Annotated in this window: 23 protein-coding genes and 1 tRNA gene; 4 read left to right on the top strand and 20 right to left on the bottom strand. The window is 60.3% G+C overall.

Annotated elements, in window-relative coordinates:
- Window positions 1-111: 111 nt before the first annotated feature.
- The 6 genes from C3418_RS09455 to rpsU form a co-directional block, all read right to left on the bottom strand.
- Entirely contained in the window at window positions 112-549 is a 438-nt protein-coding gene (locus tag C3418_RS09455; RefSeq protein ID WP_103858334.1) for an integrase arm-type DNA-binding domain-containing protein, read from the bottom strand.
- A 175-nt stretch (window positions 550-724) separates the two neighbouring features.
- Window positions 725-801 (bottom strand) — tRNA-Ile (locus C3418_RS09450).
- Between the two features lie 194 nt (window positions 802-995).
- Complete coding sequence (gene rpoD, locus C3418_RS09445) at window positions 996-2,891, bottom strand: RNA polymerase sigma factor RpoD (RefSeq protein WP_263639565.1); 1,896 nt, start codon at window positions 2,889-2,891, stop codon at window positions 996-998.
- Window positions 2,892-3,074: 183 nt separating this feature from the next.
- Window positions 3,075-4,862, bottom strand: a complete 1,788-nt coding sequence (gene dnaG, locus C3418_RS09440) for a DNA primase (RefSeq protein WP_069784226.1) — start codon at window positions 4,860-4,862, stop codon at window positions 3,075-3,077.
- Window positions 4,863-4,951: 89 nt separating this feature from the next.
- Window positions 4,952-5,395 (bottom strand): GatB/YqeY domain-containing protein, encoded by a 444-nt coding sequence (locus C3418_RS09435; protein WP_010675618.1) that lies wholly within the window; start codon window positions 5,393-5,395, stop codon window positions 4,952-4,954.
- Between the two features lie 15 nt (window positions 5,396-5,410).
- Window positions 5,411-5,626, bottom strand: a complete 216-nt coding sequence (gene rpsU, locus C3418_RS09430; protein WP_005309452.1) for a 30S ribosomal protein S21 — start codon at window positions 5,624-5,626, stop codon at window positions 5,411-5,413.
- A 179-nt stretch (window positions 5,627-5,805) separates the two neighbouring features.
- On the opposite strand from rpsU, the gene tsaD reads away from it, so the two are divergent.
- Window positions 5,806-6,819: a tRNA (adenosine(37)-N6)-threonylcarbamoyltransferase complex transferase subunit TsaD gene (gene tsaD, locus C3418_RS09425; protein ID WP_041213897.1), complete on the top strand. Its 1,014-nt coding sequence runs from the start codon at window positions 5,806-5,808 to the stop codon at window positions 6,817-6,819.
- A gap of 73 nt (window positions 6,820-6,892) precedes the next feature.
- Here the strand turns inward: tsaD and rpoS are convergent, their stop codons facing one another.
- The 14 genes from rpoS to rlmD all read right to left on the bottom strand — a co-directional run bounded on the left by rpoS (window position 6,893) and on the right by rlmD (window position 21,777).
- On the bottom strand, window positions 6,893-7,876 hold the full coding sequence (gene rpoS / locus C3418_RS09420) for an RNA polymerase sigma factor RpoS (RefSeq protein ID WP_010675620.1): 984 nt from the start codon (window positions 7,874-7,876) through the stop codon (window positions 6,893-6,895).
- 46 nt (window positions 7,877-7,922) lie between these two features.
- The gene (locus tag C3418_RS09415) at window positions 7,923-8,993 is read right to left on the bottom strand and encodes a LysM peptidoglycan-binding domain-containing protein (RefSeq protein ID WP_010675621.1); all 1,071 of its coding nucleotides are present in this window, start codon (window positions 8,991-8,993) and stop codon (window positions 7,923-7,925) included.
- 9 nt (window positions 8,994-9,002) lie between these two features.
- The gene (locus C3418_RS09410; RefSeq protein ID WP_010675622.1) at window positions 9,003-9,584 is read right to left on the bottom strand and encodes a YqaA family protein; all 582 of its coding nucleotides are present in this window, start codon (window positions 9,582-9,584) and stop codon (window positions 9,003-9,005) included.
- Entirely contained in the window at window positions 9,581-10,198 is a 618-nt protein-coding gene (locus C3418_RS09405; RefSeq protein ID WP_010675623.1) for a protein-L-isoaspartate(D-aspartate) O-methyltransferase, read from the bottom strand. Before C3418_RS09405 ends, C3418_RS09410 begins: the two co-directional genes overlap by 4 nt.
- A gap of 4 nt (window positions 10,199-10,202) precedes the next feature.
- A complete protein-coding gene (surE, locus tag C3418_RS09400) occupies window positions 10,203-10,964 on the bottom strand; it encodes a 5'/3'-nucleotidase SurE (protein ID WP_041211067.1) in 762 nt (253 codons plus the stop codon).
- Complete coding sequence (gene truD / locus C3418_RS09395; protein WP_103858337.1) at window positions 10,945-12,003, bottom strand: tRNA pseudouridine(13) synthase TruD; 1,059 nt, start codon at window positions 12,001-12,003, stop codon at window positions 10,945-10,947. Before truD ends, surE begins: the two co-directional genes overlap by 20 nt.
- Window positions 12,003-12,479, bottom strand: a complete 477-nt coding sequence (gene ispF, locus C3418_RS09390; RefSeq protein WP_010675626.1) for a 2-C-methyl-D-erythritol 2,4-cyclodiphosphate synthase — start codon at window positions 12,477-12,479, stop codon at window positions 12,003-12,005. The genes truD and ispF overlap by 1 nt, the downstream gene beginning before the upstream one ends.
- 58 nt (window positions 12,480-12,537) lie before the next feature.
- Window positions 12,538-13,269 (bottom strand): 2-C-methyl-D-erythritol 4-phosphate cytidylyltransferase, encoded by a 732-nt coding sequence (ispD, locus tag C3418_RS09385; protein ID WP_103858333.1) that lies wholly within the window; start codon window positions 13,267-13,269, stop codon window positions 12,538-12,540.
- Complete coding sequence (gene ftsB / locus C3418_RS09380) at window positions 13,262-13,579, bottom strand: cell division protein FtsB (protein WP_010675628.1); 318 nt, start codon at window positions 13,577-13,579, stop codon at window positions 13,262-13,264. The genes ispD and ftsB overlap by 8 nt, the downstream gene beginning before the upstream one ends.
- Window positions 13,580-13,756: 177 nt before the next feature.
- Window positions 13,757-15,058, bottom strand: a complete 1,302-nt coding sequence (gene eno, locus C3418_RS09375; protein ID WP_103858332.1) for a phosphopyruvate hydratase — start codon at window positions 15,056-15,058, stop codon at window positions 13,757-13,759.
- A gap of 89 nt (window positions 15,059-15,147) precedes the next feature.
- Entirely contained in the window at window positions 15,148-16,785 is a 1,638-nt protein-coding gene (pyrG, locus tag C3418_RS09370; protein ID WP_010675629.1) for a glutamine hydrolyzing CTP synthase, read from the bottom strand.
- A 141-nt stretch (window positions 16,786-16,926) separates the two neighbouring features.
- Window positions 16,927-17,724, bottom strand: a complete 798-nt coding sequence (mazG, locus tag C3418_RS09365) for a nucleoside triphosphate pyrophosphohydrolase (RefSeq protein ID WP_103858331.1) — start codon at window positions 17,722-17,724, stop codon at window positions 16,927-16,929.
- 170 nt (window positions 17,725-17,894) lie between these two features.
- Window positions 17,895-20,105 carry a GTP diphosphokinase gene (relA, locus tag C3418_RS09360; RefSeq protein WP_010675631.1) on the bottom strand — a complete coding sequence of 737 codons (2,211 nt, stop codon included), beginning with the start codon at window positions 20,103-20,105 and terminating at the stop codon, window positions 17,895-17,897.
- A gap of 349 nt (window positions 20,106-20,454) precedes the next feature.
- Window positions 20,455-21,777 carry a 23S rRNA (uracil(1939)-C(5))-methyltransferase RlmD gene (gene rlmD / locus C3418_RS09355; RefSeq protein ID WP_103858330.1) on the bottom strand — a complete coding sequence of 441 codons (1,323 nt, stop codon included), beginning with the start codon at window positions 21,775-21,777 and terminating at the stop codon, window positions 20,455-20,457.
- Between the two features lie 269 nt (window positions 21,778-22,046).
- On the opposite strand from rlmD, the gene barA reads away from it, so the two are divergent.
- From barA to C3418_RS09340, 3 genes are all read left to right on the top strand, one after another.
- Window positions 22,047-24,767, top strand: a complete 2,721-nt coding sequence (barA, locus tag C3418_RS09350) for a two-component sensor histidine kinase BarA (protein ID WP_103858329.1) — start codon at window positions 22,047-22,049, stop codon at window positions 24,765-24,767.
- A 64-nt stretch (window positions 24,768-24,831) separates the two neighbouring features.
- Window positions 24,832-25,317 carry a DUF1456 family protein gene (locus C3418_RS09345; RefSeq protein ID WP_010675634.1) on the top strand — a complete coding sequence of 162 codons (486 nt, stop codon included), beginning with the start codon at window positions 24,832-24,834 and terminating at the stop codon, window positions 25,315-25,317.
- 32 nt (window positions 25,318-25,349) lie between these two features.
- Complete coding sequence (locus tag C3418_RS09340; RefSeq protein ID WP_103858328.1) at window positions 25,350-26,240, top strand: N-acetylmuramoyl-L-alanine amidase; 891 nt, start codon at window positions 25,350-25,352, stop codon at window positions 26,238-26,240.
- Window positions 26,241-26,377: the final 137 nt, after the last annotated feature.

The following is a 26,377-nucleotide window of genomic DNA, read 5'->3' as shown; positions in this document are numbered from 1 at the left end:
ACGCAAGGCGAGCGTAAGACGGAAGCAAAAAATCGCAGGAATGAGCAGTGAATATCTGGAAACGGTACTCAATGCGGGTCTCAAAAAACTGGGTGAAATTTAACAAAATGTTCACGCTCTCACCCTGGGAAGCACATACAGCTCAAGCGAGCGCCAATCCCGCATAGCCGTTTCAGGCTTGACCTTGTGGCGCTTCAACTCCATCCACTCACCGGCCATCCGCTCGAAGGTATTGGTACTGGCCTCATGCTTGAGGCGAGCGATGGCGGCTTGCTCGAGCTGGTGGGCTTTGGGGTCTATGCCCTCAGCGAGCAGGGCGCGGGCCTGTCGTCTGCGCTCTCTGGCAGCGGCGAGGGAGGTGCCTGGGTATGAGCCGAACGCCATGTTCGTGCGCTTCCTGTCGCTCGGCCTGTAGTATTTGAACACCCATCGCCGGGTGCCAGAGGTCGACACCCTCAGCTCCAAACCTTCACCATCAGCCAAGGTGTAATCCTTGTCCTTTGGCTTGGCCGCTCTCACCTTCGAATCGCTCAGTCTATCAGTGCCCATCGCTTCCCCCTTTGGTACCACAAAAATCCGGTACCACAGACCCGTGGTACCAAACATGGTACCAGTGGGACCGGATGAAGGCGACTTTCTCGGACTATCACGGACAACAAAAAACCCGCAAGGCCTTACGCCGCGCGGGTTCTCTGGACTTCTTCGTCCTTATCGGACTTTTATTTGGTGGCCCCTGGGGGACTTGAACCCACGACCAATCGATTATGAGTCGACTGCTCTGACCAACTGAGCTAAGGGGCCATTGATGCTGGTTAGCGGCGTGGATTATAGGGGATGGCGGATACCCCGTCCATAGTCAGATCAACCACTTGGCGAGATTTCATCCATATTCAAGCGGTTCCATGACCCCTCTTCACGCCCATGCCAGCACGGATAAAACAAAGCCCCGCATGGCGGGGCTTTTTGTTGCAATGTCAGGCTGACAGAACCCGGGACTACTCGTCCAGGAAGCTGCGCAGCACTTCCGAGCGGCTCGGATGGCGCAGTTTGCGCAGGGCCTTGGCTTCGATCTGACGGATACGCTCACGTGTGACGTCGAACTGCTTGCCCACTTCCTCGAGGGTGTGGTCGGTGTTCATGTCGATACCGAAGCGCATGCGCAGTACCTTGGCTTCCCGTGCGGTCAGCCCGGCCAGCACTTCGCGGGTCGCGTTGCGCAGGCTCTCGCTGGTGGCCGCATCCGCTGGCAGAGCCAGGGTGGTATCTTCGATGAAGTCGCCCAAGTGGGAGTCTTCATCATCACCGATGGGCGTCTCCATGGAGATGGGCTCCTTGGCGATTTTCAGTACCTTGCGGATCTTGTCTTCCGGCATGCCCATGCGCATGGCCAGCTCTTCCGGGTTCGGTTCACGACCCATCTCCTGCAGCATCTGGCGGGAGATACGGTTGAGCTTGTTGATGGTCTCGATCATGTGCACCGGGATACGGATGGTACGGGCCTGATCCGCGATGGAGCGGGTAATGGCCTGACGGATCCACCAGGTGGCATAGGTCGAGAACTTGTAGCCGCGACGATATTCGAACTTGTCGACCGCCTTCATCAGACCGATGTTGCCCTCCTGGATCAGATCCAGGAACTGCAGACCGCGGTTGGTGTACTTCTTGGCGATGGAGATAACCAGACGCAGGTTGGCCTCGACCATCTCTTTCTTGGCACGGCGGGCTTTGGCCTCACCAATGCTCATGCGGCGGTTGATGTCCTTGATCTGGGCGATGGACAGACCGGTCTCTTCTTCGATCTGCTGCAGCTTGCCGATGGAACGCAGTACTTCTTCGTCCATCTCGAGCAGGCGGGGAGACCACGCCTTGCCGGCCTGCTTCTGGTATTCGAACCAGGCAGTTTCGCACTCGTTGTTGGTGAAGGCCGCGACGAAGGTCTTCTTCGGCATCTTGGCCTGCTCAACGCAGAGCTTCATGATGATGCGTTCCTGCACGCGGACACGCTCCATCATCTCCCGCATGTTGTTGACCAGGCGATCGAACTGCTTGGGCATCAGGCGGAATTGACGGAAGACATCGGCCAGCTGGGCGATGGCATTCTGGGTGTCGTCGTGGGCACGGCCATTCTGCTGAATGGAGAGACGAGTCACCTCGTACTGGGCACGCAGTTCGCCGAATTTCTCGCGAGCGACTTCCGGATCCGGGCCACCGTCGCCATCATCGTCGGAGTTGTCACCGTCTTCGTCTTCGTCTTCGTCCTCATCTTCGTCTTCGTCGGCGAGGTCGTCCTCGCTGAGCTCGGAGCCGATATGAGTGGCGGTCGGTGCCACGTCATCCACTTCGTTCGGATCGATGAAGCCGGAGATGATGTCGGACAGGCGAAGCTGCTCGGCTTCGTACTTGTCGTACTGTTCGAGCAGATAGGTGATGGCTTCAGGGTACTCGGCGACGGAGCTTTGTACCTGGTTGATACCGTCTTCGATCCGCTTGGCGATGTCGATCTCGCCTTCGCGGGTCAGCAGTTCGACGGTACCCATTTCCCGCATGTACATGCGGACGGGATCGGTCGTGCGACCAATCTCAGATTCAACAGATGCCAGAGCCTGGGCCGCTGCTTCGGCAGCGTCCTCATCGGCGGTACCACCTTCAGCCATGATAAGGTCATCGGCATCCGGAGCGTTTTCAACCACTTGAATGCCCATATCGTTGATCATCTGGATGATGTCTTCGATCTGGTCTGAATCGACAATGTCTTGCGGGAGGTGATCGTTCACCTCGGCATAGGTCAGGTAGCCCTGTTCTTTACCTTTGGCAACGAGGAGTTTAAGCTGAGACTGCGGGGTTTGCTCCATAGAACTCATCCGGTTGGTGTTGCTAGGTTGCGCGTACAGTGCGCTGCTGCGCAAATAGCCAATTCTAATAGAAAACCGCCAGACATGCTATGTCTGGTTGCGGCGTCGGTCATGAGAAACCCCTGCCCGCAGTGTTGTCGGGGCCAGGTGGTTATAAAGTGTTTGCTTTCAATCCCGTCGATTCGGGCAACGCTATTCATATTGGGACTGCTCACTCAAATATCAAGCCCCACTCTCATTTCTTTTCTCAATCTGCACCTCTCTGATCAGCATCATCAGCTCCTGAGTTTCCTCAGAGCTTAGCCCTTCCTGCGCCACCTTGGCCTGCAATTCTTCGATCCGTTGCTTCAGGAAAAGGTTGATGAAACCGACAAAGGTATCCTGCAATTCTCCCAGAATATCGGGCTCCTGGTCGAGCTTTACCTCTTCAAACAGGTCATGCATCGCCAGTTGGGCAAGTATTTCTCCCTCTTTTGTGCCGCGCCAATGCTCCAGCAGGATACCCGTTGTCACTCCCGGCTGGATCAGGATCTGCTGGTGCAGTTGCAGCAGGAAAGGGATCCCCTGCAGGCGCAGCCCGGCCAACTCGGGCATGGCCGGCAGCTCGGCGGTGATCGCCGGATACTGCACCATCAGGGCCAGAGCCCTGCGGATCGGTGTCAGTTTGGTCGCCTTGGGTTTGTTGACTTCCACCTTGGGCTGGCTGTTGCGGGCAAACAGCTCGGCAATCCGCTGCTTGTTTTCTCCCCAGCGCATCATGCTGGAAAGTCGGGTAATCAACCCCTCGCGAGTGAAACCTTCCGGTACCCGACGAATCAGCTCGGCGGCCTTGTTGGCCACTTCAAACTTGCCTGCCTCACCGGAAAGAGCCGCATCGCGCCCGAGGCGTTCGAACATGAAATCCGCAAACGACTGGGCCTTGTCGAGCAGCGCTTCGAACCCCTCCTTGCCGATCTGGCGTACCAGCGAGTCGGGATCCTCGCCATCCGGCAAAAAGACGAACTTGAGTTCACGGCCGTCCTGCAGGTGGGAGAGCGCGTTATCCAGCGCCCGCCAGGCCGCTTCCCGACCGGCGTTGTCGCCGTCGTAGCAACAGACCACCTCTGCCGTGGTACGGAACAGGGTGTGGATGTGATCGCTGGTGGTCGCAGTCCCCAGTGCCGCCACCGCATAGTCGATGTCGTACTGGCCGAGCGCCACCACATCCATGTAGCCTTCCACCACCAGGATCCGGCGCGGATCCTTGTGTGCCTGCTTGACCTCATAAAGGCCGAACAGCTCTCGCCCCTTGTGGAAGATGGGGGTTTCGGGGGAGTTCAAGTACTTGGGCGTGCCATCCCCCAGCACTCGGCCACCGAAGCCGATGACCCGGCCGCGTTTGTCCCGGATCGGAAACATGATGCGATCGCGGAAACGATCGTAGCTGCCCGGGCCGCTGTCACGGGGGATCAGCATACCGCCCGAAATCAGCAGTTGTTCGTGATCCCGACTGGCGCCAAAGCGGCGACGCACCTGATCCCAGTCCCCAGGGGCATAACCGATGTTGAAGCGCTTGACCACCTCGCCAGTCAGGCCCCGGCCTTTCAGATACTCCACCGCCTGAGGCGCGTTCTTGAGATTGCTCTCGTAGAAGCGCGCAATCTGGTTCATCAGCTCGAACAGATCCTTACTGACGGCTGGTTGGCTATGGCTTGATCCACCCGCCGTTTGCTCACGGGGGACCTGCATACCGTGCAGGCTTGCCAGCTCTTCGATGGCATCGGGGAATTCCAGGCCGTCGTACTCCATGACAAAGCCGATGGCATTGCCGTGGGCACCACAACCGAAACAGTGATAGAACTGCTTCTCCTGGCTGACGGTAAAGGAGGGGCTTTTTTCGTTATGAAAAGGGCAGCAAGCCTGGTAGTTCTTACCGGCTTTCTTCAACCGCACACGGGAGTCGATCAACTCGACTATGTCCGTGCGTACGAGCAGATCATCGATAAAGGATTGCGGGATCCTGCCAGCCATAACCGTCCTGTTTCATTGCATAGGAAATAAAAAAGCCGCGCATTCCAATGGGAAGCACGGCTTCTTCGACCAAACAAGAGAGTTGCCTGTTACGCCAAGCGGGTTTTCACCTGAGCACTGACGGCGCCGACATCGGCACGCCCCTGAATTTTTGGCTTCAAGACAGCCATGACTTTACCCATGTCAGCCATGACGGCAGCACCACTTTCAGTGATGGCTTGCTCGATCAGGGCGGCAATTTCGTCTGCGGTCAGCTGTTGTGGCAGGAACTCCTGCAGCACAACGATCTCGGCGGACTCTTTGTCGGCGAGATCCTGGCGACCGGCAGCTTCAAACTGGCTGATGGAATCGCGACGCTGTTTGACCATTTTGGTCACGACGGCGAGGATCTCTTCATCATTGAGCTCGACACGGGTATCGACTTCACGCTGCTTGATTTCTGCCATCAACAAGCGGATAGCACCCAACCGAGGCTTGTCTTTGGCAAGCATGGCGAGCTTTTGCTGATCCTTGAGTTGATCCTTCAGAGACACGGCATGATCCCTTGATTAGTACAGGCGGATACGACGTGCGTTTTCGCGGGACAGCTTCTTGGCGTGACGCTTGACAGCGGACGCTTTGGCGCGCTTGCGAATGGTAGTCGGCTTCTCGTAGAACTCACGGCTACGAACTTCGGACAGGATACCGGCCTTTTCGCAAGAACGCTTGAAGCGACGCAGAGCAACGTCAAACGGCTCATTTTCACGGACTTTGATTACTGGCATGTGCCTTTCACCTCAGTGATAAATTGTTAGCTGACCTTCAATCGATCAGCATGTCTTAAAATGGTGCGAAATTATACTCTGGACAGGGAATGAAAGTAAACCCGCAGAGATCGCTCTGGTTTAAAAAACCCGCGAAGGTTACCATAGCCGTCTCATTTTAGCAGTGAAATTTTTTAGCAATGCGTGTATTGGGCATAGAGACATCCTGTGACGAAACCGGGATCGCGATCTTCGATGATCAAAAAGGGATCCTTTCCCACCAGTTGTACAGCCAGGTCAAGCTGCATGCGGACTACGGCGGCGTCGTTCCCGAGCTCGCCAGCCGGGACCATGTACGCAAGACGATCCCCTTGATCCAGGCCGCCTTGAAAGAGGCCGGACTTGGCAAAGATGACATCGATGGCATCGCCTATACCGCGGGGCCAGGTCTCGTTGGTGCCATCCTGGTCGGGGCTACCATAGGCCGCTCGTTGGCGATGGCCTGGGACAAGCCGGCCATCGCCGTACATCACATGGAAGGCCACCTGCTGGCCCCCATGCTGGAAGAGAAGGCCCCCGAGTTCCCCTTCGTGGCGCTCTTGGTTTCCGGCGGCCACTCCATGCTGGTCCGGGTCGACGGTATCGGCAGCTATCAGCTGCTGGGCGAATCGATCGACGATGCCGCCGGTGAGGCGTTCGACAAGACCGCCAAGCTGATGGGTCTGGACTACCCCGGTGGTCCGCTGCTCTCCCGGCTGGCAGAAAAGGGCACCACTGGACGCTTTACCTTCCCGCGTCCCATGACCGACCGTCCCGGGCTCGACATGAGCTTCTCCGGCCTCAAGACCTTTGCCGCCAATACCATAGCAGCCAATGGCGACGACGAGCAGACCCGTGCCGACATCGCCCGGGCGTTTGAGGATGCTGTGGTCGACACCCTGGCCATCAAGTGCCGCCGTGCCCTGAAAGAGACCGGTCTCAATCGTCTGGTCGTGGCAGGCGGCGTCAGTGCCAACCGTCATCTGCGCGCCCAGCTGGCCGAGCTGATGGAGAGCCTCAAAGGTGAAGTCTTCTACCCGCGCACCGAATACTGCACCGACAACGGCGCCATGATCGCCTATGCCGGCATGCAACGCCTGAAGGCGGGAGTCTTCGAACCCCTCGTCGTCAAGGCCGTGCCGCGCTGGCCGCTGGACACTCTGGATCCGGTGTGATCCTGACGATCCACGACAAAAAGAAAGGGGCCTGCGGCCCCTTTTTCATCTTGATGACGGTATTCATACCCGTTTAGTTGGTGCGGAACAGCGCCTCAATGGACAGCCCCTGCCCCAGCAGAATTTCCCGCAGACGGCGCAACCCTTCCACCTGGATCTGGCGCACCCGCTCGCGGGTCAAACCAATCTCGGCGCCCACGTCTTCCAGGGTGGCCGGTTCATAGCCGAGCAGACCGAAACGGCGGGCCAGCACTTCGCGCTGCTTGGGATTCAGCTCCTCCAGCCAGTGCACTATGCTGCTGCGCATGTCATCTTCCTGGGACTCCAGCTCGGGCCCCATTCCGCGCTCGTCGGAAAGCACATCCAGCAACGCCTTGTCGCGATCGCCACCAATGGGAGTATCCACCGAGGTGATCTTCTCGTTGAGCTTGAGCATGCGATTCACATCGTCCACAGAGCGATCCAGTGCAGAGGCGATATCCTCGGCGGTCGGCTCATGGTCGAGACGATGGGAAAGCTCGCGTGCAGTGCGCAGATAGACGTTCAGCTCCTTGACCACATGGATGGGCAGACGAATGGTACGGGTCTGGTTCATGATGGCCCGCTCTATGGTCTGGCGGATCCACCAGGTAGCATAGGTGGAGAAACGGAAGCCTCGCTCGGGGTCGAACTTCTCGACGGCGCGGATAAGGCCGAGGTTGCCCTCTTCGATGAGATCCAGCAGCACCAGGCCGCGGTTGTTGTAGCGCCGGGCAATCTTGACCACCAGGCGCAGGTTGGATTCGATCATGCGCTTGCGCGCCGCTTTGTCGCCACGCAGGGCACGGCGGGCGTAGTAGACTTCCTCTTCAGCCGTGAGCAAGGGGGAGAAGCCTATCTCCCCCAGATAGAGCTGGGTGGCGTCCATTACCTTGTTCAGCTCGGGCGCCATCAGTTCATCGGAAATGGTCTCTTCGGCTTCGGCCGCCACTTCCTGAACCTCTTCTTCCTCCTGAACCTCCAGCTCCTCGTCGAACTCTAACTCTGCATCCTGCATTACCAGTTGTTCTTGGCTCATGATATCTCTCCCTGACCTACACCAGAGTAAGACTCAGCTCTCTGAGTTAACGCTTTGGCAAATAGCCCATCGGGTTGATCGACTTGCCTTTGTACCGGATTTCAAAGTGCAAGCGCACATCCGGCGCATCCGTGCTACCCATATTGGCGATAACCGCTCCGCCCTTCACGGTGTCTCCCTCCTTGACCCTCAACTCATCGTTGTGAGCGTAGGCGGAGAGATAGTCATCGTTGTGCTTGAGAATTATCAGCTTGCCATAACCTCGCAGTGCACTGCCCGCATAGACCACTTTGCCGCTGCTCGCAGCGTAAATGGGTTGGCCCTTCTGGCCGGAAATGTCGATGCCCTTGTTGCCTTGTTCCGCAACGGAGAAGCCTTCAACGATCCGCCCTTTGGTCGGCCAATGCCAGGAGAGTGTTGACGAGGAACTGACGGTTTTTTGTTCTTTCGCCTGAGCGTATGCTGTTGACGAGGCAGGAGCAATCGTTTTCTGAGCAATAAATGGTGTGGTCGTACCTGCCGGAGCCGTGGCCAGGGGTTTGGGCCCCGTGCTGGTCACAACCGGTGTGGTTGCTGCCACCATCTGACCACCCGAGGAACCCGCGCCCCCCACATTGAGCACCTGACCCACGTGCAATGCATAAGGAGCCTGAAGGTTGTTGCGCTGGGCCAAGGCCTGGTTGGAGAGACCGAACTGGCGACCGATGCTGCTCAAGGTATCGCCACGGCGCACCTCGTAACTGCCAGACCCCGTCACGCTGCCACGACTGACAGGGCTGCCGACGGTTGCCACCGCCATGGGGGCGGAAGCGCCATCGAGCCTGAGCTGCTGGCCGGGATAAATGTTATAGGGGGGAGTGATGCCATTGATGCTGATAAGCGAAGCCACATCCATGCCAGAACGAAATGCAATGGAGTAGAGAGTGTCTCCTTTGACCACGGTGTACCCGTTGCCTGCAATGCCGGGCTTGGTCATACCTTGACGCACGGGGATGGTCGAAGCGACCTGATCATTGCCCAGGCTGTGCACCGGAGCCGCAGTCTTGCTGGAGGAACAGGCAAGCAGCAGCCATGACAACACGACGACACCGCTACCTTGCCAAACACGCGAACACATAGTGGATCCTTAACGACTAAACCAGAAATAGGCCGCAACGGCCAAACCAATACAGAGCCAGCCCAGCACATCCACATAGTGCATCAGCTTGCGCTCCATCTTCTCGCCGCCCCAACGCATCAGACCTGCAACCAGGAAGAAGCGCATGCCACGACCGATCAGCGAGGTCAGGATGAAAGGCAACAGTGCCATGTGGAGCAAGCCAGCCGTGACGGTAAACACCTTGTAGGGGATCGGCGTGAAGCTGGCAATAAAAATAACCCAGATGCCCCACTGCGCGAACCACTGCTCGGCCAGGGCAATCTTGTCCTCATAGCCAACCGAGGTCACCAGCGGCTGCACCACTGGCTCCCACAGGGCATAGCCGAGCAGATAACCAAACAGGGCGCCCAGCACCGAAAAGAGAGTGGCCAGCGCGGCATAGTGCCAGGCGCGATGAGGTTTGCCGAGCGCCATGGGCGCCAGCATCACATCCACCGGAATGGGCCAGAAGATGGATTCAATAAAGGCGGTGATGGCCAGATACCAGGGGGCATACTTGTGGCGTGCCCACTGCATCACCAGAACATAAAGGCGGGAAAACAACTTCACTCGACATCTCCGTCAATCAGGGGAACGAAACGTACCGGCTCCAGGATCCGGCTGGTGAGCTGGGAGCCCGATCGCTCGATGAGCTGCAGGGTCTGCTGGCCATCACCCACCGGCAACACCAGACGACCACCATCAGCCAGCTGATCGGTCAGGGCCTTGGGGACCTCACTGGCCGCCGCCGTCACCAGAATGGCGTCGAAAGGGCCCTTGTTGGGCCAACCTAGCCACCCATTGCCGTGCTTGGCCGACACATTGTGCAGATCAAGCTGGCGCAATCTGCGCCGGGCCTGAAACTGCAGCGACTTGATCCGCTCCATGGTGTAGACATGCTCCACCAGGTGGGCCAGTACCGCCGTCTGGTAGCCCGATCCCGTCCCGATCTCCAGCACATGGGCCGGATCGTTCTGGATCAGCAGCTCGGTCATGCGCGCCACGATGTAAGGCTGGGAGATGGTCTGCCCATGGCCGATGGGCAGGGCCGTATTGTCCCAGGCCTTGTGGGCCATGGCCTCGTCCACAAACAGCTGGCGCGGCACCTTCGCGATCGCCGCCAATACGCGGAAATCGCGGACATCCTGGGCAATCAGTTGATTCAACAGGCGCTGTACTATCACAACGTCATCCCTGCAGATCCAGCCACGCGCCCAGGGTCGACAGACTGCCGTAGGCCGTCATGTCGATGGTCAGGGGAGTGATGGAGACATAACCCTGCTCGATGGCGGCAAAGTCCGTTCCCTCTCCCGCATCCTGCTGGTTGCCGGGGGGACCAATCCAGTAGACCGGCTGACCACGGGGATCCTCGGTGCGGATCACCGACTCCGCCCGGTGGCGATTGCCAAGGCGGGTCACCCTGATCCCCTTGATCTGCTCGAGCGGCAGGTCCGGCACATTCACGTTGAGGATCTGATCCGCAGGCAACGGATGCACCATCAGCCCCCGCACCAGCTGGGCGGCGTAGTGGGCCGCACTGGCGAAATGAGTCTTTCCCACCAGCGATACGGCGATGGAGGGGAAACCCAGATGACGCCCTTCCGTCGCGGCAGCCACCGTCCCCGAGTAGATGACGTCATCCCCCAGGTTGGCCCCGTGATTGATACCGGCCACCACCATGTCGGGCTCAGGGCGCAGCAGTTCGTTGACCGCCAGATGAACGCAGTCGGTCGGCGTCCCCTTGACCGCATAACTCTTGATGCCGTGAAAACTGGACGCATCGAGGCGGGTGACCCGCAGCGGTACTTCCAGCGTCAGGGAGTGGCTGGCACCGCTGCGGTTGCGATCCGGAGCCACCACCACGACCTCGCCACAGGCACGCAACGCCTCGCTGAGGGCGCGAATGCCCTCGGCGTGTACCCCATCGTCATTACTGACCAGAATTCGCATCGGTTGAGTTCCTGAAACCGTGATCGGCCTCTTCGGCCTGCATTAACTCTCGTACCACGCTGGTGGCAAAGGCGCCGGCAGGCAGGAAGAACGACAGGGTCAGCACCTCGTCCTCCCGTTGCCAGCTCATCTGCTCCGGCTTGAGCAGCAGCGGGCGCCTGTCCTGATCCAGCCCGGCTTTCTCCAGTCCTTCGCACCAGTCACCATAAGGAGCCAGCACTTCTTGCTCTAACTCGGCAGCAGCGCCCTGGCTCGCCAGACGGCCACGGCCCCACTGGGGAGCGGTCAGCTGCACGTCTCCGGAGGCAAGGCGAGCCTCCAGCTCGGGAGTCACGCTCTCTTCGCTGAAGATGGAGTGGCTGCCCTTGAGCATCACGCAGTCGCCTGCCAGCAGCTGATGGGCCAGTCCCTGCTCGATGCGGGCGCTGACGATGGCATTGAACAGCATGCTGCGGGCGGCGGACAGATAGAGGGATCGCTTGTTGCGATCCTTGATCCGTTTGCCGGCGAACATCGCCTTGGCGGCCTCCAGGTTGTTGCCACCTCGGCCGAAACGCTGCTCGCCGTAGTAGTTGGGCACCCCCTGGGTTGCTATCGCCTGCAGACGGGATTCCAACCCGTCGGCCTGCTCCAGCCCGGTGAGACGCAGGGTGAAGTGGTTGCCCTTGAGATAGCCGACCCGCAGCTTCTTGTTGTGGCGCTTCACCTCAAGGATCCGGATGTTGTCGTTCTCGATGACCGAGAGATCCGGCTCGCCCTTGCCCGGCAGATGGATGCCGAACCACTGTTCGGTCACCGCATGGCGATCTTTCAGACCAGCCCAGGTCACCGCATTGCGGGCAACCCCGGCCGCATCGGCCAGCAGGCCAGCCACCCAGGCGGTATTCTCGCCGGTTTTGCGTACCCGGACGAAGATGTGTTCCCCCTCGCCGCAAGGTGCAAACCCGAGATCTTCATTGACCACGAAGTCGGCGGCCTCGGCCTTGAGGATGCCGCGAGCAGTGGGCGTCCCGTGCAGATAGGCAAGTTGTTCAAGCATCATTGTTTCACCAGCAAGACGACGGCTTCGGTGGCGATCCCTTCCTTGCGCCCCGTGAATCCGAGTTGTTCGGTGGTGGTCGCCTTGACGTTCACCCGGTTCAAATCACATTGCAGATCCGCGGCCAGCACGGCGCACATGGCGTCGATATGGGGGGCCATCTTGGGGGCCTGGGCGATGATGGTCACATCCAGGTTGCCGATGGCATAACCTGCGAGCTGCACGCGGGCAAAGACATCCCGCAGCAGGATGCGGCTGTCGATGCCCTTGAATTCGGCGGCGGTATCGGGGAAGTGGCGGCCGATGTCGCCAGCGCCGATGGCCCCCAGTAGGGCATCGCTCACCGCATGCAGCACCACGTCACCATCGGAGTGGGCCAGCAGGCCCTGTTCATAGGGCACTGCCACCCCGCCCAGCATGCAGGGACCGACCCCGCCAAACTTGTGAACATCAAAACCATGTCCGATCCGCATCATGCCTGCGCCCTCCTCAATACACGGAAATCTGTCTCATCAAAACCATGTCCGGTGCGGATCATGCCTGCTCCTCTGGGGATGAATCGGGTCGTGCCGACCGGCACGCACGTTGTTGCTGTAAATAGAGCCCGGCCAGGGAGAGATCTTCCGGCCGGGTCACCTTGATGTTATCGGCCCGCCCTTCCACCATGCGCACGGGGAGACCGGCGCGTTCCATGGCGGAGGCTTCATCGGTGATGGCGGCGCCGAGCGCCAGCCCCTCCTCCAGCGCCCGCTTGAGGGGGCGAACCAAAAACATCTGGGGCGTCAGGGCATGCCAGAGCTGCTCGCGATCCACGGTGGCGAGGATATTGCCGGCCGCATCGGTGCGCTTCATGGTATCGCGCACCCGGCTGCCGAGGATGGCACCGCCAGAGGCCATGGCGGCAGCAATGAGCGCATCGAGATCCTCGTGGGTCAGACAGGGCCGGGCCGCGTCATGCACCAGTGCCCACTCCCCTTCTGCAACGTGCAACGCATTGAGCACGGAGTAGGCACGCTCGCTTCCCCCTTGCACTCGCAGCACCCGCGGATCGGTTGCCACGGTCAAGGTCTCAAACCAGCGGTCGTGGGGCGCCAGCGCCACGATCACACGGGCGATGGCGGGATGGGAGAGCAGACGCTCCAGGGTGTGCTCCAGAATGCATTTCCCTGCCAGGGAAAGGTACTGCTTAGGGCAACTGGCCCCCATGCGACTACCAATACCGGCAGCCGGGACGATAGCGGTCAGGCCGCTCAGGCTATCAGTCATCGTAGGGGGCACCATCAGGCTCCGTCACCTGATCCTTTTCTTTGGGAATGATTCGGTAGAAGGTCTCGCCCTGCTTGATATAGCCAAGATCGTTGCGCGACAACTCCTCGATGGCCTCAAGGCCAGAGGTAAGATCGTCGATTTCCCGGTAAATCAGACTGTTGCGATCCTTGAGTACCAGGTTGTCCTGTTGCTGCCGCTCGATGGCGGTGGAGAGTTCCCGATAGTCGGAGAGGCCGTTTTTCCCCAGCCAGAGGTCATATTGCAGCCCTCCCAACAGGAGGAGCAGGATAAGAGTGAGTAGCCGCATGCACTGAGTCTCCTTCAAGCGGCCTAGTTTCCCATATTCGCAGGCAAGACAAAAGAAAGCCTGTGTGCCGGATGGGTTGGTCGGAATAAAAAATGCAGTTCGCACACGCCCATAAGCGCAGAACGAAAAAGCCCCGCCAGATGGCGGGGCTTTGTGAAGCATGAGCGCAGGCGAAAATTAAGCCTGGTTCTTCACTTCTTTCAGACCACGGAACGGAGCCTTGGCACCCAGGGCTTCTTCGATACGGATCAGCTGGTTGTACTTGGCAACACGGTCAGAACGGCTCATGGAACCGGTCTTGATCTGGCCAGCAGCGGTACCCACAGCCAGGTCGGCGATGGTCGCGTCTTCGGTCTCACCGGAGCGGTGGGAGATGACGGCAGTGTAGCCAGCGTCTTTGGCCATCTTGATGGCAGCCAGAGTTTCGGTCAGGGAACCGATCTGGTTGAACTTGATCAGGATGGAGTTGGCGATGCCGTTGTCGATACCGCGCTTCAGGATCTTGGTGTTGGTTACGAACAGGTCGTCACCCACGATCTGGATTTTCTTGCCCAGTTCGGCGGTCTGGTAGGCGAAGCCTTCCCAGTCGGACTCGTCCAGGCCATCTTCGATGGAGACGATCGGGAACTTGGTGGTCAGGTCAGCCAGGAAGTCGGAGAAACCGTTGGAGGTGAAGATACGACCTTCGCCCTTCAGGTTGTACTCTTTCTTCTCTGCGTCGTAGAACTCGGACGCAGCGCAGTCCATGGCCAGGGTGATGTCGGTGCCCAGTTTGTAACCGGCAGCGGCAACGGCTTCAGCGATCACTTCCAGCGCTTCGGCGTTGGATTTCAGGTTCGGAGCGAAACCACCTTCGTCACCGACGGCAGTGTTGTAGCCCTTGGACTTCAGCACTTTGGCCAGGTTGTGGAACACTTCTGCGCCCATGCGAACGGCTTCTTTCAGGGTCTTGGCGCCAACCGGCTGGATCATGAACTCCTGGATGTCGACGTTGTTGTCGGCGTGCTCACCACCGTTGATGATGTTCATCATGGGCAGCGGCATGGAGTAGACACCCGGGGTGCCATTCAGCTCGGCGATGTGGGCGTACAGCGGCATGCCTTTGGCAGCAGCGGCAGCTTTGGCGTTGGCCAGGGAAACAGCCAGGATGGCGTTGGCGCCGAACTTGGATTTGTTCTCGGTACCGTCGAGGTCGATCATGATCTGGTCGACAGTGGCCTGGTCCTTGGCATCTTTACCCAGCAGAGCCTGAGCGATCGGGCCGTTGACAGCGTCGATGGCTTTCAGCACGCCTTTACCCAGGAAACGGCTCTTGTCGCCGTCACGCAGTTCCAGCGCTTCGCGGGAACCGGTGGACGCGCCAGACGGAGCGGCTGCCATACCAACAAAACCACCTTCCAGGTGAACTTCGGCCTCAACGGTCGGGTTACCACGGGAGTCGATGATTTCACGACCGATCACTTTAACGATCTTGGACATGTGTATTTCCTCAGGTTTCGTAAAAAAACAACAAAAATATGCCAAAAAAAGCGGCTGTGGCACAGAGCCCCAACCGCATTTATTTTCAATTACTTCAAATTACGCTTCTGATACTCGCCCGCCGCCTTCACAAAACCGGCGAACAGGGCGTGGCCATCACGGGGAGTCGAGGTGAACTCCGGGTGGAACTGCGCGGCCACGAACCAGGGGTGATCCGGGATCTCGATGATTTCCACCAGCTTCTTGTCGGCGGAGAGACCGGTCACCTTCAGACCTGCCGCTTCAATCTGCGGCAGCAGCTTGTTGTTCACTTCATAACGGTGACGGTGGCGCTCGTAAATGGTCGGGCTGCCGTACATCTGACGCACCTTGGAATCTTCCACCAGGTGGCAGAGCTGGGAGCCCAGACGCATGGTGCCGCCCAGATCGGACTTCTCGGTCCGGGTCTCGACGTTGCCTTCATCATCCACCCACTCGGTGATGAGACCGACCACGGGGAACGGGCTGTCTTTCTTGAACTCGGAGGAGTGAGCCCCTTCCATGCCCGCCACGTTGCGGGCGTATTCGATCAAGGCAACCTGCATGCCCAGGCAGATACCGAGGTACGGGATCTTGTTCTCGCGGGCATATTTGGCGGCCAGAATCTTGCCTTCCACGCCGCGTTCGCCGAAGCCACCCGGTACCAGGATCGCATCCAGACCTTCCAGCAGCTCGGCGCCACGGGTCTCGATGTCCTGGGAGTCAATGTACTTGATGTTGACGGAGAGACGGGTCTTCAGGCCACCGTGCTTGAGCGCTTCGTTGACGGACTTGTAGGCGTCCGGCAGGGAGACATACTTGCCGACCATGCCGATGGTCACTTCTGCGGTCGGGTTGGCCTCTTCATAGATGACCTGTTCCCACTCGGCCAGGTCGGCTTCTTTGCACTCGATGCCGAAGCGCTCGGTGATGTAGCCGTCCAGCCCCTGGGATTTCAGCAGCGCCGGGATCTTGTAGATGGAGTCGACATCCTTCATGGAGATGACGGCGCGCTCGGGCACGTTGCAGAACAGGGCGATCTTGGCACGCTCGTTGGCCGGAATGGCGCGGTCGGAGCGGCAGATCAGCACATCCGGCTGGATACCGATGGAGAGCAGCTCCTTCACGGAGTGCTGGGTCGGCTTGGTCTTCACCTCGCCGGCGGCGGCCAGGTAAGGAACCAGGGTCAGGTGCATGAACATGGCATTGTTGCGACCCACAATGGCCGCCAGCTGACGAATGGCTTCAAGGAACGGCAGGGACTCGATGTCGCCCACGGTACCGCCCACTTCGACGATGGCAACCTGATGGCCTTCGGCACCGGCAATCACCCGTTCCTTGATGGCGTTGGTGATGTGCGGGATCACCTGGATGGTGGCGCCCAGATAGTCACCACGACGCTCCTTGCGCAGCACGTCTGCATAGATGCGGCCGGTGGTGAAGTTGTTGCGGCGGGTCATCTTGGTGCGGATGAAACGCTCGTAGTGGCCCAAATCCAGATCGGTTTCGGCCCCGTCCTCGGTTACAAACACTTCACCATGCTGGGTCGGGCTCATGGTGCCCGGATCCACGTTGATGTACGGGTCCAGTTTCATGATGGTCACATCCAGACCACGGGCTTCCAGAATGGCTGCCAGAGAAGCTGCGGCAATGCCTTTGCCGAGGGATGAAACAACGCCACCAGTCACAAAAATATATTTGGTCGTCATGCTGAACCTGAAAGAAGTTTAGGGAATTTTAAGGGGTGCTTCGGGGATGAAGCAGGACGGGGAAACAGTATACCAAAACCCCCACTCCCAAACAATGAACAAAAATCTATCAGGCTCCCCGCCGCCCCGTCTTGCGCCAAATCAACTTTGCTCGGTTTCCTTGGCCTTGTTCCAGGCCTCGTCCAGCTTCTCCAGGGAGCAATCCGTCATTTTCAGACCTTCTGCGGCAATAAAGTGTTCAACCTGACGAAAACGACGCTCAAACTTGGTGTTGGCAGCCCGCAGCACCTGCTCGGGATCCTTGCCCAGATGGCGCACCAGGTTGACGGTGGCGAACAAGAGATCGCCGAGCTCGTCGCTCACCCGAGCCTCGTCCACGTCGACCATCAGCGCCTCTTCCATCACCTCGTCGATCTCCTCGTGGATCTTGTCCACCACAGGCCCCAGCGTCTTCCAGTCGAAACCGACGGTGGCGCAGCGCTTCTGGATCTTGGCTGCCCGGGTCAGGGCAGGCAGGGAGAGGGGGATATCGTCCAGCACGCTTTCCTTGTCGAGCGCGGCCCGCTCTTTGGCCTTTTCCGCCTCCCAGTTCGCTTTGACCGCCTGCTCGTCACCCAGGTCGGCATCGGAGAAGACATGGGGGTGGCGGCGAATGAGCTTCTCGCTCACGGTATCGACGATGTCGGCAAAGTCGAACAATCCCTGCTCCTTGCCGAGCTGGGCATAGAACACGACCTGGAACAGCAGATCACCGAGCTCCCCCTTCAGCCCTTGCCAATCTTCGCTCTCGATGGCATCCGCCACCTCGTAGGCCTCCTCCAGGGTGTGCGGCACTATGGTCTGGAAGCTCTGCTTGAGATCCCAGGGACAGCCCCCGTTCGGGTCACGCAATCTAGCCATGATGTCGAGCAGTTGGGGAAGGTCGTAGCGTTGGGACATGGGCAACTCACTTTCGATTCAGTAAATGGGTTCATGAATATCCGCTCACGCCACTGCTCCACATGCTGTGGAGCCATGGCGGCCGGAGATGGGGCGCGTGATATCCGTCTTCAATGCTCTACAAGGAGGGAGAAAATGCAGACCGGCCACTGGGGCCGGTCGGTTGAGCATTACAGCCGCTTGGCGCTGATCACGTCGTTGAGCTGACTGAGCTTGGCCAACGCCCGGTTGAAGGCGTTGATGTTGTAAATCTCCAGCTCCATGTCTATTTCGGCAGTCTGCTCGCGCACGTTGGAGCGCGAACGCACTCCCATCACGTTGATCTTCTCGTTGGCGAGCACGGTGGTGATGTCGCGCAGCAGGCCGGATCTGTCGTTGGAGAGAATGCGGATGGTGAGACCGTAACCGCCGGAGTAGTTCTCCCCCCAGACCGCATCGATCAAGCGCTCCGGGTTGCGACGCGACAGCTCCTTGAGCTGCTCGCAATCCTCCCGGTGGATGGAAACCCCCCGTCCCATGGTGATGAAGCCCTGGATGGCGTCCCCCGGGATGGGCTGGCAGCAGCGGGCGATGTGAGTCATCAGGTTGCCCACCCCTTCCACCACGATGTGATCCTTGGGTTTGGGGCGGAAGGGCACATTGGCCTTCTGCTCCAGCTTCTCCAGCAGACGGCGATCTTCTTCTTCCGCCGTCGGCTTGTTGTAGCGGGTGTCCAGATAATTGAGCAGCTGGTTGATGCGGATGTCGCCGCTGCCGATACCGGCCAGCAAATCTTCCAGCTCCTCCGCATGGAAGCGCTCCAGCACTACCTTGTCCACCTTGGAGAGGGTGAGGTTGTGTCTGTCCAGCTCTTTCTCCAGCAGCTCCTTGCCGGCGGCGATGTTCTTGTCCCGGTCCAGCTTTCTGAACCAGGTGGCCACCTTGGCCCGCGCCCGGCTGGAGCGCAGGAAGCCGGCGTTCGGGTTCATCCAGTCGCGGCTCGGGTTCGGCTCCTTCTGGGTGATCACCTCCACCTGATCACCGGTTTGCAGCGTATAGGTGAAGGGCACGATACGACCGTCGATCTTGGTGCCGATGCAGCGGTGACCGATCATGCTATGCACGTGATAGGCGAAGTCGAGCGGCGTCGCCCCTGCCGGCAGGTCGATGACATCGCCCTTGGGAGTGAAGACATAAACCCTGTCCTCGAACACCTGACTGCGCAGATCGTCCAGCAAGGAGCCGCTCTCCGAGAGATCCTCCTGCCAGGCGAGGAGTTTGCGCAGCCATTCGATCTTGTCTTCGAAGGTGCTGGTCTTGGCAGCGGCCTGTGCACCTTCCTTGTAGCGCCAGTGCGCAGCCACACCGAGCTCCGCATCCTGATGCATCTGCTCGGTACGGATCTGGATCTCCACTGTCTTGCCCTCCTCCCCCACCACCACGGTGTGGATGGACTGGTAGCCATTGGGCTTGGGGTTGGCGACATAGTCGTCAAATTCGCGGGGAATATGGTGGAAATGGGTGTGAACGATACCGAGCGCCGCGTAGCAATCCTGCAGCCGCTTGGTGATCACCCGCACCGCGCGCACATCGAACAGCTCGTTGAATTCGAGGTGCTTCTTCTGCATCTTGCGCCAGATGCTGTAGATGTGTTTCGGTCGGCCATAGACCTCGGCCTCGACGCCGGCCTCGGCCAGGGCATCGCGCAGAGACTGCACGAATTCACGGATGTAGCGCTCGCGGTCGAGCCGTTTCTCGTCCAGCTGTTTGGCGATCTGCTTGTAGGTGTCCGGGTGCAGGTAGCGGAAGGCGAGATCCTCGAGCTCCCACTTGAGCTGACCGATACCGAGGCGGTTCGCAAGGGGGGCATAGATGTTGGTGATCTCCTGGGCCATCAGCACCCGGGTCTCCTCATCCGCCTTCTTCGCCTCACGCAGGCAGGCGATGCGCTCCGCCAGCTTGATGACCACGGCGCGCACGTCCTCGACCATGGCGAGCAGCATGCGGCGCACGTTGTCCACCTGCTCCGGCGAGGTTTCGCTGCGGTGAAGGGTTTGCAGGGAGCGGATGGCCTCCATCTCCAGCACCCCTTCCACCAGCTTGGCGATCTTGGGGCCGAAGTCCTCGTTCACCTTTTCCTGGCTGATGAGACCGGCTTCGACGAAGGGATAGAGAATGGCGGCCTTGAGGGTGGCGAGATCCATGCTGAGCATCAGCAGGATGCCCACCATCTCGACCCCGCGCACCAGCAGGCGGTTGGTGAGCGCTTCGTCACCCAGGGTCAGGCAATACTGGTAGACGGTTCGCAGCTGATTCTTGTCACTTTCACTCAGGGTAAGGGAACTGACCCACTCATCCAGAGTGAAATTGTCTTTCAAATGAATATCGCGCACCGCAACCATGGTATCAATCCTTAAAAGTGTGGGGTCGAAAGCCGATGCTCTCCTCATCCCCTCATCAACTGATGACTGCCTCAAATGGGGATGCATGAAAGAGTTTTCAAGGCATGTCACCGCGCAAGGTGACAGGGCTCTTCCCCGCATCCGATCCACTATCGACGACCTAGATTACCCTAATCACTCCCGCTCAAACAGCGCTGCCGCCGCTGGAAAACCAAGATAACCGCATTCTGCCCTGCCCGTTGAAGGCAGCGAAAAACACCTGTTTTACCTCACTCTGGCAGCATCATGCACATCGAAAAATCATCACGACCGCATCTTGATTCATCCAGAATAATGCGGTCGCCTCGACTCAGCCCCGTTCGAACAGCGCCATGGACTCCAGATGACCGGTGTGGGGGAACATGTCCAGCATCCCCAGACGGGTCAGCTTGTAGCCTCCCTGCACCAGCACCTGACTGTCACGGGCCAGGGTGACCGGGTTACAGGAAACATAGACCACCCGTTTGGGGGAAAGTGCCACCACGTGGCTCATCACCTCCAGCGCCCCGGGTCTGGCCGGATCCAGCAGTACCAGATCGAACCCTTCCCGGGCCCAGGACATGCCTACGATGTCGCCGCTCAAGTCCGCCTTGTAGAAGCGGGCGTTGTCGATGCCGTTGCGGCGGGCATTCTCCTGTGCACGCGTCACCATGGCGAGCTCCCCTTCCACCCCCACCACTTCGCAGGCCTGACGGGCCAGCGGCAGGGTGAAGTTGCCGATGCCGCAGAAGAGGTCCAGCACCTTGTCATCCTTGCCTGCGTCGAGCCAGCTCAATGCCTGCTCCACCATGCGCTGGTTGACGGGCCCGTTGACCTGGATGAAGTCGCCGGGAGCGAATGCAAGAGACAGGCCATCCAGCGTGTAACTTGGCTGAGACTGTTGACGCAGAGGTTCGATCTGCTCGTCCGCCGCCTGCAGATAGAGGTCTATCCCCTGGGCGGTGGCAAACTCGGTCAAGTGCGCCCGATCCGCCTCGGTGGGGCGACCGGTGTGGCGCAGCAGCATCAGAATGCCCTGCTCCCCCTGAATGAGTTCCGCATGGCCCAGTTCGCGCTGGCTCTTCAGCCGGTTGAGGCATTCGCGCAGAGGGGCGATAAGGGCGGAGAGGGGCTCGGCCAGCACAGGACAGCCGGCAATCTCTACCAGATCGTTAGACTGGCGACGGCGAAAGCCCACCCGGGTGCAGCGACCGTTCTTGTCAAACTTGATGGCCAGACGGCAGACCCGGCGGTAGGCGCGGGACTCCCCCGTCAGCGCAGGTGCCAACGCTGGCGCCTGGATGTTGCCAAGGCGCTCGAACAGGCTGACCAGTCCCGCCTCCTTGGCCGCCAGTTGATCTCCCTCTCCCAGGTGCTGGGCACTGCAACCGCCACACTCGCGATAGTGGTCGCAGAAGGGGGCTACCCGGTTGGCCGCCGGCGTCACCACCTGTTGCAGGGAGGCGTGGGCATAGTGCTTCTTGTCGTCGATGATACGGGCCTTGATGGCCTCGCCGGGCAGCGCCCCTTCGACGAAGATGGCCTTGCCCTGATGACGGCCGATACCGACACAGTGGTGATCCAGACTGTCTACCGTAAATTCAATACGTTGGGGCTGGGTGGATTTCTTTTGGGGCTTGAAAAACTGGGCCATAAAACTTGGTGCCTATAGGTGGCTATGTCATGATTGTGGAATCTGCGGCAGACCATTGTCCCACAAGAATAATCGTATGACCAAATACGGCCTGAGGGCCCCAGCCGCGGCATCCGCCCCATCGTCCATTCTGACCAAAAGTGGCCCATTGATATGACCGGATACGGCCTGAGACCCCGTACAGCGACAATGACTGTATTGCCTGCCCGACCCCGGTGCCTGCATGCGCCCCGGGTCATGGCTTCTCTTGCGAAAGGCGGGTCGGCGGCATGACCAAGTACGGTCTCAGGGCCCGGGTGCTGGCCTTCACCATCTTGCCGACCCTCATCATCGGCGGCCTCATCGCCGGCTATTTCACTTTCCACCGCTATCAGCAGCTGGAAAACAACCTCATCGATCAGGGCATCAACATCATCGAGCCCCTGGCCATCGCCAGCGAATACGGCATGACACAGCACAGCCGCGAATCCCTCAAGCGGCTGATCGGGCTCACCCATCGCAAGAACTCGCCCTTCATCAAGTCCATCGCCGTCTTCACCCAGGAGAACCAGCTGTTCGTGACGTCCAACTACCACAGGGACTTCAGCCAGCTTCGTCTGCCGGACGGCAGCGTCATCCCGGCCCTGACCAGCGTCTCCGTCAACGGCGATGACATCATACTGCGCACCCCCATCCAGGCAGAGACCAGCCTGGACGGCTTCCCGCTGCCAAGCGATCTGGAGCCGCCGGTCATCGGCTACATCTCCATGCAACTCGCCACGGACAGGGCCATCGTCCTGCAGTACCGCGACGCCTTCTTCGCGGTCATCATCGTGCTCATCGGGCTGGCCATCAGCGCCCTGTTCGGCTTCCGTCTGGTCAAGAGCGTGACCCAGCCCATCACCGACATGGTGCAGGCGGTGCACCGGATCAGGGAGGGGCGACTCGATACCCGGGTCAGCGGCCAGCTCACCGGCGAGCTGGACATGCTTAAGAACGGCATCAACGCCATGGCCAAGGCGCTCTCCGAATATCACGAGGAGATGCAGCAGAATATCGATCAGGCGACGTCGGATCTGCGGGAGACCCTCGAGCAGATCGAGATCCAGAACGTCGAGCTCGACATGGCGAAGAAGCGCGCTCAGGAGGCCGCCAGGGTCAAGTCCGAATTCCTCGCCAACATGTCCCACGAGCTACGCACCCCGCTCAACGGGGTCATCGGCTTCACCCGCCAACTGCTCAAGACCAGCCTGACCCCGAGCCAGACCGACTACATGCAGACCATCGAGAAGTCGGCGCGCAACCTCCTTGGGATCATCAACGACATCCTCGACTTCTCCAAGTTGGAGGCGGGCAAGCTGCAGCTCGAGCACATCCCCTTCAGCCTGCGGGACACCCTCAACGAGACCATGCACCTGCTGGGGCCGAGCGCCCACGACAAGCAGCTCGAACTCTCCCTCCAGGTGGATGCCGCCGTGCCGGACGACCTCACCGGCGACCCCATGCGCCTGCAGCAGGTGCTCACCAACCTCACCGGCAACGCCATCAAGTTCACCGAGCGCGGCAACGTGGACGTGCGTGTCGAGCAGACCGGGGAATCCAGCGGCAACAAGGTGCGCCTGCGGGTGCTGATTCGCGATACCGGCATCGGCATCTCGGAAGAGCAGCAGCGCCAGTTGTTCCAGGCCTTCAACCAGGCAGACTCCTCCATCTCCCGCCGCTATGGGGGCACCGGGCTCGGGCTCGTCATCACCCAGAAGCTGGTGCAGCAGATGGGGGGCCAGATCCGCTTCGAATCCGAACTCGGCAAGGGGTCGGTCTTCTCGTTCCACCTGGATCTGGATGTCTCGCCCCTGCCCCAGAGCGAGCGGCTTCCGCTGGATCGCATCCAGGGCAAGCGGGTCTGGCTGCTGGAGCCGGATCCCTTTACTCACGCCTCCCTGCTCGCCCTGCTGGGAGAGTGGCACCTGGATGTGCATTCCCTGACGGTGGACGAGGAGTGGCCCCCGATGAGCAGCCAGGACATGGTGCTCATCGGCAGCAGCACCCTGCACAGCCCGCAGCAGGTGATTGCCCGTCTCGACGGACTGGACGGCCAGCAGAACACCATAGTGCTGCTCAGCAGCCACGAGCCGGCCCTCTACGACGCCATGCTGTCCCACGGCGCCGTCCACTGCCTCTCCAAGCCCATCAACCATCGCAAATTGCTGCACGCTCTGCTCTCCCCCGAGGCGGTACGCCGTGCCCCCCTGCCCGCGCCGATGCCGCGCAGCGTGCAGGCGGTCAAGGTGCTGGCGGTGGATGACAACGCCGCTAACCTCAAGCTCATCGCCGCCATGCTCAAAGAGATGGTGACCGAGGTGGTGGTGTGCAAGAACGGCAAGGAGGCGGTCAACCTGGCCCAGAGCCAGCCGTTCGACATCATCTTCATGGATATCCAGATGCCCGTCATGGACGGCATCAGCGCCACCCAGGCGATCCGCCACCACTCCCTCAACACCGAGACCCCCATCGTCGCGGTCACCGCCCATGCCATTCCCGGTGAGCGGGAGCGCCTCATTCGCCAGGGCATGGACGACTACCTGGCCAAACCTATCGACGAGGGGATGCTGGCGCAGCTCATCACCGACTTCGCCCACCGACGGCACCAGAATCACGGGGATCAGCAGATAGACTGGCCCCTCGCCGTGCGTCAGGCCGCCGGCAAGCCAGCCCTCGCCCGGGAGATGCTGACCATGTTGCTGGCCAGCTTCGACGAGGTGGAGCCCATCCTGGCGGCGGCGCTGGAAGGGAGTGCCGACGATGCAGACGTGCTGGCCCAGCTCCACCGCCTCAACGGTGGCTGCGCCTATTCCGGGGTGCCGGGTCTGCAACGCCTGCTCTCCCAGCTCGAACAGCAGCTGCGCGACGGGGTCGCCGTGAGCGATCTGGAACCCGAATTGCTGGAGCTGCAGGATGCCCTGGAGCAGGTGAGGCAAGAGGCCCCCCGCTACCTGGCCCTGACCGACTGAGGCGCTTTTTCTGACTGGACAGGCGGCAGGTGGTAACATCTGCGCCGTTTCCACAGGAGTCAACATGACCAACAACGATATTCTGCGCCGCCTGCGCTATGCCCTCAGCATCAGCAACGACCAGATGGTCGAGATCTTTGCCAAGGGCAATCTGGCCATCACCCATGCCCAGTTGCACGGCTGGCTGATGAAAGAGGCCGAAGAGGGCGAGGCACAGGAAGCGGGCTTCGCCGCCTGCCCGGACTCGGCACTGAGCCAGTTCCTCGACGGCTTCATCGCCCTGCGCCGCGGTGTGCGGGAAGATGCCCCGCCCCAGGTGATCCCGAACCGGATCAACAACAACCTGATCCTGCGCAAGCTGCGCATCGGCCTCAACTACAAGGAAGAGGAGATGCTGGGCACCCTCAAGCTCGCGAACTTCAACCTCTCCAAGTCCGAGCTGAGCGCCCTGTTCCGCGCCAGGGATCACAAGCACTATCAGGATTGCGGGGATCAGATCCTGCGCAACTTCCTGATTGGCCTCACCGCCAAATACAGGCCCGGGCCCTGATGACCGCCTCCGGCCAGGTGCGAGGCTAGACCATGGGCTGGCGCCGCCTGCTGGCTCCACGCCCGTCGGCGAGCGGCGGCGCGTGCCGGTTCGCGGCGCGCTGGTTCTGGTCACTGCCCCTCATCCTGCTGCTCGGCGCCTGCCAGCCTGCGCCCTATCGTCTCAATCAGGAGCATCAAAGCGCCAGCCAGAATGAGCGCATCGCCTTTCTCATCCTGCACTACACGGATGAAGAGGATGCCCGCTCCCTGCGCCTGCTGACCGAGCCGGAGCACAAGGTGAGCGCCCACTACCTGATCCCCCGCGACACCGACGAGCAACCGTTCCCGGTCTACCAGCTGGTGCCCGACAGCCAGCGGGCTTGGCACGCCGGACGCAGTCGCTGGCATCACTACGCCGGGCTCAACGCCAGTTCGCTCGGCATCGAGATAGTGAATCTCGGGTATGACGAGAAAGACGCGGCCCTGCCCGCCCATCTGAGACACTGGCAACCCTATTCCCCGGCCCAGATCGCCGCCCTCGGCGCACTCGCCCGGGATCTGTTCGAACGCTACCAGATCCCCCCCACCCAGGTGCTGGCCCACAGCGACGTCGCCCCCGAGCGCAAGCAGGATCCCGGCCCCCGGTTCCCCTGGCGCGAGCTCGCCCTGCGCTACGGTGTCGGCGCCTGGCCCGACGAGGCCCGGGTGGCCGAGCTGCGCCAGACGCAGCTCATCCCCTGGGATGCGCTGCAATGGCAGCAGCAGCTTGCCCGTTACGGCTACGGCCTCCCCCAGCACGGCGCCTGGGATGAGCAGAGCCGCGCCGTCCTGCGCGCCTTCCAGCTTCACTTTCGCCCCGCCCTGGTCACCGGCGAGCCGGATGCCGAGTGCCAGGCCATCCTCACCGCCCTGCTGGAGCGCTACTTCCCGGAACCAGGCTGAGACGCCCCTTCCCTTTCCCCCTCTGCACACGGATGCCCAGCCCCATGCCAGATGAGCACGGGGTTCACCCCGACTTCCATTCCTGAAAACGACAAGGGACGCCGAAGCGTCCCTTGTCGTTTTCATACCTGCGAAGC

This window comes from Aeromonas sp. ASNIH8, from assembly GCF_002919855.1.
GTDB classification, from domain to species: domain Bacteria; phylum Pseudomonadota; class Gammaproteobacteria; order Enterobacterales; family Aeromonadaceae; genus Aeromonas; species Aeromonas caviae.
The sequence above is the reverse complement of the archived record's forward strand: the minus strand, read 5'-3'. Positions and strand labels throughout refer to the sequence as shown.

Bases quoted from the DNA above. Each gene is read 5' to 3' on its own strand.
- C3418_RS09455 (WP_103858334.1), bottom strand. From the start codon at position 549: ATGGGCACTGATAGACTGAGCGATTCGAAGGTGAGAGCGGCCAAGCCA.
- dnaG (WP_069784226.1), bottom strand. From the start codon at position 4,862: ATGGCTGGCAGGATCCCGCAATCCTTTATCGATGATCTGCTCGTACGC.
- rpsU (WP_005309452.1), bottom strand. From the start codon at position 5,626: ATGCCAGTAATCAAAGTCCGTGAAAATGAGCCGTTTGACGTTGCTCTG.
- tsaD (WP_041213897.1), top strand. From the start codon at position 5,806: ATGCGTGTATTGGGCATAGAGACATCCTGTGACGAAACCGGGATCGCG.
- rpoS (WP_010675620.1), bottom strand. From the start codon at position 7,876: ATGAGCCAAGAACAACTGGTAATGCAGGATGCAGAGTTAGAGTTCGAC.
- C3418_RS09415 (WP_010675621.1), bottom strand. From the start codon at position 8,993: ATGTGTTCGCGTGTTTGGCAAGGTAGCGGTGTCGTCGTGTTGTCATGG.
- surE (WP_041211067.1), bottom strand. From the start codon at position 10,964: ATGCGAATTCTGGTCAGTAATGACGATGGGGTACACGCCGAGGGCATT.
- truD (WP_103858337.1), bottom strand. From the start codon at position 12,003: ATGCTTGAACAACTTGCCTATCTGCACGGGACGCCCACTGCTCGCGGC.
- ispF (WP_010675626.1), bottom strand. From the start codon at position 12,479: ATGATGCGGATCGGACATGGTTTTGATGTTCACAAGTTTGGCGGGGTC.
- ispD (WP_103858333.1), bottom strand. From the start codon at position 13,269: ATGACTGATAGCCTGAGCGGCCTGACCGCTATCGTCCCGGCTGCCGGT.
- ftsB (WP_010675628.1), bottom strand. From the start codon at position 13,579: ATGCGGCTACTCACTCTTATCCTGCTCCTCCTGTTGGGAGGGCTGCAA.
- eno (WP_103858332.1), bottom strand. From the start codon at position 15,058: ATGTCCAAGATCGTTAAAGTGATCGGTCGTGAAATCATCGACTCCCGT.
- pyrG (WP_010675629.1), bottom strand. From the start codon at position 16,785: ATGACGACCAAATATATTTTTGTGACTGGTGGCGTTGTTTCATCCCTC.
- mazG (WP_103858331.1), bottom strand. From the start codon at position 17,724: ATGTCCCAACGCTACGACCTTCCCCAACTGCTCGACATCATGGCTAGA.
- relA (WP_010675631.1), bottom strand. From the start codon at position 20,105: ATGGTTGCGGTGCGCGATATTCATTTGAAAGACAATTTCACTCTGGAT.
- rlmD (WP_103858330.1), bottom strand. From the start codon at position 21,777: ATGGCCCAGTTTTTCAAGCCCCAAAAGAAATCCACCCAGCCCCAACGT.
- barA (WP_103858329.1), top strand. From the start codon at position 22,047: ATGACCAAGTACGGTCTCAGGGCCCGGGTGCTGGCCTTCACCATCTTG.
- C3418_RS09345 (WP_010675634.1), top strand. From the start codon at position 24,832: ATGACCAACAACGATATTCTGCGCCGCCTGCGCTATGCCCTCAGCATC.
- C3418_RS09340 (WP_103858328.1), top strand. From the start codon at position 25,350: ATGGGCTGGCGCCGCCTGCTGGCTCCACGCCCGTCGGCGAGCGGCGGC.